The 10,387-nt window shown below is 53.6% G+C and carries 6 protein-coding genes and 1 pseudogene; 5 read left to right on the top strand and 2 right to left on the bottom strand.

The features are described from left to right. The 3 genes from LKK83_RS24635 to LKK83_RS24625 form a co-directional block, all read left to right on the top strand. Positions 1-3,522 (top strand): hypothetical protein (locus tag LKK83_RS24635; RefSeq protein WP_324634069.1); only part of this gene is annotated, 3,522 nt, incomplete at its 5' end. Positions 3,523-3,736: 214 nt separating this feature from the next. Next, positions 3,737-5,059 carry a serine/threonine-protein kinase gene (locus LKK83_RS24630; protein WP_324634067.1) on the top strand — a complete coding sequence of 441 codons (1,323 nt, stop codon included), beginning with the start codon at positions 3,737-3,739 and terminating at the stop codon, positions 5,057-5,059. A gap of 194 nt (positions 5,060-5,253) precedes the next feature. Further along, positions 5,254-6,606, top strand: coding sequence for a pentapeptide repeat-containing protein (locus tag LKK83_RS24625; RefSeq protein ID WP_324634066.1), 1,353 nt, complete (start codon positions 5,254-5,256; stop codon positions 6,604-6,606). Positions 6,607-6,733: 127 nt separating this feature from the next. On the opposite strand, the gene LKK83_RS24620 is transcribed toward LKK83_RS24625, so the two are convergent. Then, positions 6,734-7,294 (bottom strand): hypothetical protein, encoded by a 561-nt coding sequence (locus LKK83_RS24620; RefSeq protein WP_324634064.1) that lies wholly within the window; start codon positions 7,292-7,294, stop codon positions 6,734-6,736. A gap of 432 nt (positions 7,295-7,726) precedes the next feature. Beyond that, the gene (locus LKK83_RS24615) at positions 7,727-7,915 is read right to left on the bottom strand and encodes a hypothetical protein (protein WP_324634063.1); all 189 of its coding nucleotides are present in this window, start codon (positions 7,913-7,915) and stop codon (positions 7,727-7,729) included. Between the two features lie 52 nt (positions 7,916-7,967). Here LKK83_RS24615 and LKK83_RS24610 point away from each other — a divergent pair. Both LKK83_RS24610 and LKK83_RS24605 read left to right on the top strand, forming a co-directional pair. Beyond that, positions 7,968-8,408: pseudogene (locus tag LKK83_RS24610) on the top strand (DUF4347 domain-containing protein); the annotation flags it as partial. A gap of 54 nt (positions 8,409-8,462) precedes the next feature. Continuing rightward, the coding region (locus LKK83_RS24605; RefSeq protein ID WP_324634070.1) for an FG-GAP-like repeat-containing protein at positions 8,463-10,387 on the top strand (1,925 nt) is incomplete at its 3' end.

Here is a 10,387-nt window from a genome sequence, read left to right as displayed (position 1 = left end):
AGTGGCGAAGAACCCACCGATGGTAGTGGCGAAGAACCCACCGATGGTAGTGGCGAAGAACCCACCGATGGTAGTGGTGAAACATCCACTAGCCCGCTGTTCGACGCGCAATATGTCATCGAGCAAAACCAAGATGCACTGCAAGAGCAGTTCCCAGACTTCGACTTCGAGAATCTCACCGAAGAGCAAGTCGCGCAAGTCGAGGATTATGTGAGCCAAGAGGGATTGCAGCCCTCTCCCTCGGTGAATTTGAGCTACTTTAATTCCGTGGTGAAAGAGCGAGTGAGTTCTGCACTGCAAGAAGAGGGATTAACCCAAGAAGAAATCGCCAATCTCAGCCAAAAAGAACTGCTGCAAAAGGCAGTAGAACTCGGCTACAGTCCGACGCCGTTGGTTCAGTTCGATTACTTCAAATCGGTTCACTCCGAGGAGCTGACCGAGTTAGCCAGCGAAAAGGGAATTGACCTTGCATCTCTGTCTAATGAAGAACTGTTGAAGTTCATCACCAGCGAAGGTGTGGCAGAAGGGTTGAATCCCTCTGCATTCTTTAACTTCGAGTTCGTCAAGAAACAGCACAAAGAAAAAATTCGCGAAGCGGTAGACATCGCCGATGGCGAAGAAGGCGTGGCGGAACTCGAACCGGAAAAAGTTCTCGATAACGTCTTTGACAGCGGAGAATACTACATCGACGTGCGCTTCGTTCGCGAGCAATACTCGCAACAACTCATCGAGTTCTATGGCGTGACTTCCGTGGAAGAACTCAGCGACGAGCAGGTAGAAGCGTATGCGTTCAGCGAAGAAGCAGAAGCAGCGGATGTGAGCATGTCTCCGTTGAATCTGGAAGGCTTTGCGGCGCAATACACCGCTGAATTGACCGCCTTCTATTCCGTAGAAAGCGTGGAGGAACTCTCCGAATATGAACTCTACCGATTCATGGCCACCGAAGCTGTGGAGCAAGGGCTAGATGTGACGGAATATGTGGAGGTGTCTTACTATCAAAGCACCTTTGAGGCGGCGATGGTCGCCACCTTCGGAGTCGCTTCGATTGAAGAAGTGAGTGCCGAGCAAACCGTCGAGTTCGTGTTTGGCGATGCAGCTCCCTATGTAGATGCGGAATTCTTTAAGCTGAAATACGGCGAAGAAACCACCGCTGACGGCACGTTGGTGAAAGAGCTGTCTGGCGAAGAACTGAAGTATTATATATTCAGTGCGGGTTGGGAAGCCGGCTTTACCAATCTCTCGGCATTCGACATCGAAACGTTTACCACGCAATACTCGGCGCAAGTGGTGGAATTCTACAGCGCCAGCAGCATTGAAGAGGTCAGCGAAGCCGAAATCGTCGATTACATGGTCGGCGAAGCCTGGAAAGTCGGTGTGGATCTCTCTGAGTTCGTGACGGCGGAAGATGTAGAAGTCTATCGCAGCGAACATGAAGCGGGACTGGCGGAATACTACGGCATCACTGTGGAAGAAGTGACCGAACTGAGCGCCGAAATCGTGGTTGACTTCGCATTCGGTGGCGTGAGTGAGGCGGTTGACTTCGACTACGCGCGGTTTGCCCTCGGCGAAGAGATGGTGACCTACTTCACCGAGCAAGGTGAGACAGTGACGGATGCTTCCGAACTGAGCAAGCTGCAAGTGGTGGAATACCTGTACGCACAGGATAGCCTGGAAGCGGTGAAGCTCTCGGCGTTCGATGTGAAGGGATTTGTGGACGCCAATACCGACGCGATCGCAGAAGCGTTTGGTGTGGAAGCAGAAGAAGTCGCCGAAATCGATCGCGAAAAACTCGAGAAGTTCATGCTGGGCGAAGGCGTCCAACTGGGCCTGAGCTTGTCAGGCTATGTAGAACTCGACTACATTCGCGAAACCTACACTGAGGCGATCGCAGGCTCTCTCGAAGTCTCCGTGGACGAAGTGGCGAATCTCGATGATGCCAGCTTGCTGGAATGGGTGGGCAGCGAACTGTCTACCATCGATGTCAACTACGTTGGCTATCAGTTCGAGCAACTCAGCGAAACCCAACAAACTGACCTGCTCACCAACTTAGAAATCGATGTAGACCTCACCGCCGGCCAAGTTCTCACCGCCGACCAACTGGTGAAGATTGCCTACAGCGAAGAGTTCAAGGCTGCCTTAGAAGTCGAAGAAGTCAAGCTCTCCGCGATCGATGTCTCCGGCTATATCGCAGACAATGCCGACGCCCTCTCCGCCTTCTATGGCGAAGCCGGCATCAAAGTGAACAGCGGCTCGAACAAGCTCAAGAGCGGTTCTCTCAACTTCAAGAGCGGCAACGTCGCCAAGAGCGGCTCTATGAAGTTCAACAGCAGCTCGATGAAGCTCAGCGGCGATTCTTCCATGAAGCTGAAGAGCGGTTCTCTCAAGTTCAAGAGCGGCAAAATCTCTGGCGATGCTGAGTTTGATGTCAGTAACCTCACCGATAAGCAGGTCGTCAAGTTCATGTTCGACACCGGCTGGGAACAAGGCATCAACCCCTTGAACTATGTGGAAGTCGAATATCTCAAGAGCGAATTCGCGGTAGATATCGCTCGCTACTACGACATCGAAGTGAGCGCCGTGGGCGAACTCAATGAGGGTTTGGTTCTCGACTACATGTATGGTGGTCTGTCGAACGATATCGACTATAGCTTCGTGCGCTCTACCTATGAGTCCGAACTGACGGCTGAGTTTGGCGTCTCCTCGGTTGAGGAAGTCAGCGACCTGCAAGTGCTCGAATACGTGTATGCCCAAGGTCCCGCTAACGTGGAACTCTCTGCGGTAGATGTGAAAGGATTTGTGGAGCAGTACGGAGAACAAATCGCCGAACAATTCGGTGTGGATCTGTCCACGGCTCCGGAAGTGAGCGAGTTCGAGATTAAATCCTTCATGTTCAACCAAGCATCGGAACAACTGGGGATTGATGTCAGCGAGTTCGTCAACTTCGAATACTACAGCGCTAACTTCAGCCAACAAATCGTCTCGAACTATCGCGTGGAGAATGTCTTCAATCTCCAGTCCGATATGGTTTACGACTTCATGTCCGGTGAAGGTATCTCGGAAGGTCTGGCGACTTCCCCGGCGATCGACTTAACCTGGTATCGCGAAACCTACGCCGATATCCTCACTCAAGAACTCGAAACCATCGATGGGGACGGCAATGGCGAAATCAGCGATGGCGAACTGTATGACTACGCCGTGGGTACCGGGTTGGAAAATGGTCAAGAAACCTCCGACTCCTATGACCTGGAATCCTACTTCGCAGATGATGCAGTGGTAGATGACCTGCTCAATTACTCCGGTGCGACTTCGATTGAAGAAGTCTCGAACCTCGAAAAGGTCGAGTATATCTTCGGTCAAGGTCTGAGCGACGGTCACAGCCCCGACGGTCTTGGTTTGGATGCCATCAAGAACGACCCCGCGAACCAAGATGGATTGCTCCAGTTTGCCAGTGCGACCTCGATTGAAGAGGTAAGTATGTATCAAGTGTACAACTACGCCAGCTCTGAAGGTCTACTGGTCTAGGTCGCCCTCGATACTCTAGCGGTGCTGCACTTCGCAGCCCGCTGAGGGGGTTCCCTCAATTTGGTAAGAGCCTTTTTCTCAAAGCCCGCTTGTGCGGGCTTTGTTCTTGTCACTTCCCTCCGAGGGAAGAATTATCGAAAATTGTATGTGTATTTGGAATGGAAATCGGGTGCGCTAAAATCTAGGCAAACTCATATTATGGGAGTGGAGAATTATGGCTTGGAAACCCGGTCACGCTTTACAAAATGGTCGGTATGTTATCGAAAAAGTCCTGGGGTCAGGTGGGTTTGGAATTACCTATCTGGCAAAGGATAATCGGGGTCATTCTGTGGCGATTAAAACCCTGACCCCGAAGGCGCGATCGCCGCGCGAATTTGCAGAACAAAAGCAAGCCTTTCTCAATGAAGCGGAATGTCTGGCTCAATGTACTCATCCCAGTATCGTCCGTGTGGCGGAAGTTGTCCCGGATGACTCGTCATGTTATTTGGTGATGGAATATGTAGAAGGCACTGATTTAGCCACTTTGGTGGAAACCAAAGGCGCTTTACCGGAGTGGGAAGCGTTATTTTATATTCACCAAATTGGCGATGCGATCGGTTTGGTTCACGATCGCGGCTTTTTGCATCGGGATATCAAACCCCTGAATATTATCGTCCGCAAAAATCGCTCGGATGCAGTTCTGATTGATTTCGGGTTTGCCCACTCGTTTAGTCAGGACCGGGTTGAAGTTCATCCGGAATATGGCTCGCGCGGGTTTGCTCCCCTGGAACAATACGACCTGCGATCGCGGCGCGGGGCGTATTCCGATGTGTATAGTTTGGCAGCAACCTTATATGCTCTTCTCACTACAGAAGTGCCCGCCTCGGCGACTTCTCGCGATCGCGCCCGCATGAAGGATGCCACGGACCCCCTGGTGCCCCCGCAAGAACTCAATCCCCACATCAGCGATCGCGTGAATGCCGCTATCCTGAAAGGCTTGGCCTTGGATCCGGAACATCGCCCCCAGTCGGTGAAGCAGTGGTTATACTTGCTGGGCACCGGCACGGATGCCGATCGCGCTTTTATGCCCCCGGAACTGCTTTCTGGGGTAGACAGCTCCCCCACCCCGCCCGCTTCCGCTGTGGGAATGGACTACAGCACCCTGCGCGATCGCCTCGCTGCCGGTGAGTGGCAAGCGGCGGACCGCGAAACCGAGGCGCTGATGGTGCGGGTCTGCGGTCGGGAAGCGGATGGCAAAATAAATATACAAGACCTCAAAAACTTCCCCTGTCGAGATTTACGCACAATCGATAAACTCTGGCGAGAATACAGCGACAATCGGTTTGGGTTTAGCGTCCAACGGCAGATTTGGAAAGCGGTTGAGAAAAATTACGAAGCCTTTAGCGATCGCGTGGGCTGGCGACAAGGACAATCCTGGCTGCCTTACGGCAAACTCACTTTTGATAGTTCCGCTCCGGAAGGCCATCTCCCCAGTTGGGGGCGTCGCGGTCGCTTCTGGCCCACTTTGGCGGCCAAAATTCGCGATTGCAGCTTGTAGCGCCCCAGTTTAGGGCGATCGCCCTCCCCGCCTCCCTGCCCGAGTTTTGCGAAACAGGTTCCGCCTCTGTACCGGATTGTGGTAGAATTCCCTCTGCCCGACAGTTCATCTCAGGTTAGAATTTTCTCATGTCGGGTCTTCCCGCCCGGTCTAAACTGAATCCTAGGCTATCACCGAACCTATGGTCAAAATCTATGCCTGAAGAGCAAAACTCCCCCAATTCTCTCAACTCTTCCAATACCGAACCCACCTCCACCCCGGTTCCCGGCGAGGGAGACAATCCGATCGCCGCCGTGACTTCTCCCCTGTCCCCAGAGAATGGCGGCGGTACAGAGGTCCTCTCCGAAGAGGAACGGCGCGTGTTTTTGGATCGCGATTCCGCTAATGGCACTCTCAACCGTAATGCCGATCGCGGCGCTACTCTGGAAGCAGTCCCGGTTAAGGGGTGGCGCATTAGCCCCGGTGCCTTGGTTTTGGGCGCGATCGCGGTGATGATTCTCGGTCTGGCCCTGGATAATATTTGGCTCGGATTCGCCGGGGCGGTGTCTACCTTTGCCATTTCCCTGCGAATTATTTGGCCGAATTGGGGCACAATCTGGACTCAGTTGGTGCCCCCTGCATGGCGTTCTGTGGTCATCGCTTGTTTGGGACTGCTGATCGCCACCATCGGGTTTCTGATGCTGAGCGGTTCGAATCAGCAACCGGGTAGCCGCAATATCCAAATTAATTGGGATGCGATCGGCGCTGTAGGCGATGTGGTGGGGGCTTTGGGGCAAATCTTGATTGCTATCCTCGCGGTGTATGTGGCGTGGCGACAGTACATTATTTCTAAGGACCTGACGATTCAGCAAAATCGCATTACCCAGCAACAAACGATTGATGCCTATTTTCAAGGGGTCTCGGATCTGGCGCTGAATGAAGAAGGGTTGCTAGAAGATTGGCCGCAAGAACGGGCGATCGCAGAAGGACGAACCGCCGCTATCCTGGCAAGTGTGGATGCTGAAGGAAAGGCCAAAATTATTCGCTTCCTGTCTCAGTCTAAGTTGCTGACTCCTCTGCGCCGCGATCGCCACCTGGGCCGTCCCATCCTGGATGGAAGCGGGGGTTATGCGGAAGATCGTCCCTATGGGGTGCGCGTCATCGACCTCGGTGTGATGTTGGCGGGGGCGAATCTCGCTTACACTGACTTGCGCTGGACGGAGTTAAGTGAAGCTAATCTGGTAAAAGTCAATCTCAGCCATTGCGATTTGGTGAAGGCGAATCTCTCCCGCGCTATCCTCTGCGAGGCAAATCTCTCTGGTGCGGATATGAAGGGGACTCGCTTCTATTACGGTTCGGTGGAAACCGCTTCTGCGCGCAGTCGCACCCAACGCCCGAATTTCAAAACCGGGGAATATACCGGGGCGGTGATTGAAAATGCGGATTTCTCTGGGGTTGAGCGCCTCTCGGACAAGCAACGCTATTATTGTTGTGCCTGGGGAGGATCGAAAACTCGCGAAACCATCCCCGGCGGTTGCGAAGGAATTCCCAATAAGTTGGGCCGATAAAGGGTTTCGCCGTTTGTCGTCACCCCTGCAGGGGTTCGGACTCGCCCCTACTTTAGGCGCGATCGCGCCTAGGGTGGGCGATCGCTTCACCTCCCCTTCGGTTTCATGGTACGGCGGGAAAAGGGTTTTACTCCTCCGCCGGGAAGATTCCCCGGTTCTTTCGCGCTTCCATCGCTTTTTCTAAAATGTCTAGCAGTCCGGGGGCTTCTTCTTGCAGGGTCAGCAGCAGTCTCTCTCCGATATCTTCGTCTCCCGGGTCTTTCCCCGTTTCCATCACCGCCCGCAACCGAGGCATGGCAATATCATCTACAATTTGAATTAACCCACTCAAACATCGGTTAAATTGTTTCTCGGTCATTATCGCATCTTCCAAGGGGAATTCAATAATCGCCCGAATCTCTCCATCGCTGGGGTCGTATTCCCACTGCAGCATTTTCGTCTCCCAGGAAATGCACAGCATGGTTTGCAAAATCGCTTCTTTAAACCTATGCTCGCTGACTCCGGAAATCACCTGCGGCGCAAACAGTTTAAAAAATTCTCCGTCTTCGTCTAGCTGGATCACGATCAGGAAATGCTCCACGTTCTCCGCTTGTACGCCCGTAATAATTCGGTTGTTCTCTTCATCTATCTCGTATTTCCAACCTCGGTTGTCGAGATAATCGGCAATCTGTTGTAAACTCGCGCCCATATTGAATGTCCTTTTTTTAGCTATGAACGGTTACGCCTGTGGTTGCTATTGAGGATTAGGATAAAACATCATTGCCTACATTATCCTATCTTTCCTGCTCCCCGCTTCGTTGCCAATTGAAAATTAAGAATTGGGAATTGAAAAAAATCCCCTGCCTCCCTGAGTCCGCCTCTTTTACCACAACTCAAACTATTTGTCAAGTCCATTCTCCCCCATTGCAGATTACCAACAATAGGCAAACCGATGCCACTACATGGCACCTCGAGGGGTTCCCGGTCTCATTGTGCGACCCACAACCCACCTGAACTCGCCCGAGGCAATTAACTATTCAGAATGAATCACGGGCAATTTTCTCACTTATGAATTCTTAATTCTCCACCAGCCACTCACTTACCACCGAACTGCATCAGCCCCCACCCCTGACAACCAACGTTACCAAGTATGCAGGGGAAATGGCAGATAAGCAACGGTATGGAATAAATAAGAAAATCCTTGATTCTTAATTCTGCATTGCGAGCTGAATCCTCGGCGGCATTTACCATCAAAGTTCACAACTGTCAAGGTCAAAAAGAGATAAAACAGTGCGATCGCGATCGCACCCGGATGGGGGAAAAAAGGCATAATTGGAATTACGTTATCGAGAACAACAGTGAACATCGTAACTCATCACACCATGACCCCCAAGTTTCTCTTGCCCCTGCAAAAATTAAATGGCCTCCAGGCAACGCCCTACAGCGCATGGCCTCGAGAATTGGTCATCATCGACCCCGGGGTAGAAGATTACCAGATACTCGCCGCCGCAGTGCGCCCAGGGTGCGACGTGGTGGTACTCCATCCCGAAGAAGATGGCATCGCGCAAATTACCCAGCTTGTGGCAGGAACGGGGCAATACCGGGGAACCACCACCCTCCACCTCATCTCTCACGGCGAACCGGGAACCCTCTACCTGGGCAACCGCATCCTCAACCGCGAAACCCTGCCTCACTAAGCCCCCCAACTGCAACAGTGGCGAATTAAGCAACTCCACATTTACGGATGCCAAGTCGCCGCCAATTGCGAGGGACAAGAGTTTTTACAACAGCTACACCGCTACACCAACGCCCACCTCTATGCCAACCCCCACCCCACCGGCAACCCCGCCCAAGGGGGCACCTGGCACCTACAACAAATGTTTCCCCAGGGGGAACCGGGACAGGGGAATTGGGAATGGGTCATGGGCGACGGCACTGATAACAACGGACAAGGGACAAACCACTCCTCACCCTTCTCTCCCCACACCCTGACCACCTATTCTCATACCCTGGGATTCAACCCCCAAACCACCTCCGCCGTGGGAAACGGTCCGTTTTCCGTCACCGTAGGAGACTTTGACGGGGATGGCAAGAAGGACGACTTGGCGGTGGCGAACAACGTCGACGACAACGTCTCGGTACTCCTGGGAGACGGCAGTGGCAGTTTCAACCCCCAAACCACCTTCGCCGTGGGAAACAGTCCGTTGTCCGTCACCGTAGGAGACTTCAACGGGGATGGTAACGACGACTTGGCGGTGGCGAACCGCATCGACAACAACGTCTCGGTACTCCTGGGAGACGGAAGTGGCAGTTTCGGTACCCAAACCACCTTCGCCGTGGGAGATTTTCCGTATGCCGTCACCGTAGGAGACTTCAACGGGGATGGCAACGACGACTTGGCGGTGGCGAACCGCATCGACGACAACGTCTCGGTACTCCTGGGAGACGGAAGTGGCAGTTTCGGCACCCAAACCACCTTCGCCGTGGGAAACCTTCCGTGGTCCGTCACCGTAGGAGACTTCAACGGGGATGGCAAGGACGACTTGGCGGTGGCGAACAACTACGACGACAACGTCTCGGTACTCCTGGGAGACGGCAGTGGCAGTTTCGGCACCCAAACCACCTTCGCCGTGGGAGACAATCCGCGTGCCGTCACCGTAGGAGACTTCAACGGGGATGGCAAGGACGACTTGGCGGTGGCGAACAACGGCAACAACAACGTCTCGGTGCTCCTGGGAGACGGGACTGGCAGTTTCGGTACCCAAACCACCTTCGCCGTGGGAGGCAGTCCGCGTGCCGTCACCGTAGGAGACTTTGACGGGGATGGCAAGAAGGACTTGGCGGTGGCGAACGACGGCGACGACAACGTCTCGGTGCTCCTGGGAGACGGCAGTGGCAGTTTCAACCCCCAAACCACCTTCGCCGTGGGAAACAATCCGCGTGCCGTCACCGTAGGAGACTTCAACGGGGATGGCAAGAAGGACGACTTGGCGGTGGCGAACTTCGGCGGCAACAACGTCTCGGTACTCCTGAACAATCCTGCTACGGTGACATCCGTCACCGCCACCAAGGCTGATGGCAGCTACGGTGTGGGAGAAACCATCGCCATCACCGTCACCTTCGACCAAACCGTTACCGTCACTGGCACCCCCCGCCTGCAACTGGAAACTGGCACCACCGACCAATATGCCACCTATGCCAGTGGCAGTGGCACTAATACCCTCACTTTTAACTATGTTATCCAATCGGGGGACACCTCTGCTGACTTAGAATACCTCTCCACCACTGCCTTAGGACTGAATGGAGGTACGATTGAAGATAGTGTGGGCTTCAGTGGTGACTTAACCCTCCCCGCTTTGGGTTCTACCAACTCCCTCGGTGGGAGTAAAGCGATTGTGGTGGATACCACCGCCCCCACCTTATCTTCAGTCAGCATGGCATCCGACAATGCCAATGACCCCAGTTTGGCCAAAGTGGGGGATACGGTGACAGTGACGTTTGCCGCTGATGAAGCTCTCAGTGGCACACCTACTGTCACGATTGGCGGTCAAACGGCTACGGTCACTAATCCCAGTGGTAACAATTACACCGCCACTTACACCCTGCAAGCCACCGATACTGAAGGGTCGCAAGGGATTAACATCGACTTAACAGGTGTGACTGATGCGGCGGGCAATGCGGGAACTGCGGTAACGGCTACTACCGATGCCAGTAATGTCACTTTTGATGCCACTGCACCGGATGCACCCACGATTGCCACCACTGGCACAACCAACAATTCGACTCCCGATATTACGGGGAC

Source organism: Phormidium sp. CCY1219 (assembly GCF_035615515.1).
Classification (GTDB): domain Bacteria; phylum Cyanobacteriota; class Cyanobacteriia; order Cyanobacteriales; family Laspinemataceae; genus CCY1219.
The sequence above is the reverse complement of the archived record's forward strand: the minus strand, read 5'-3'. Positions and strand labels throughout refer to the sequence as shown.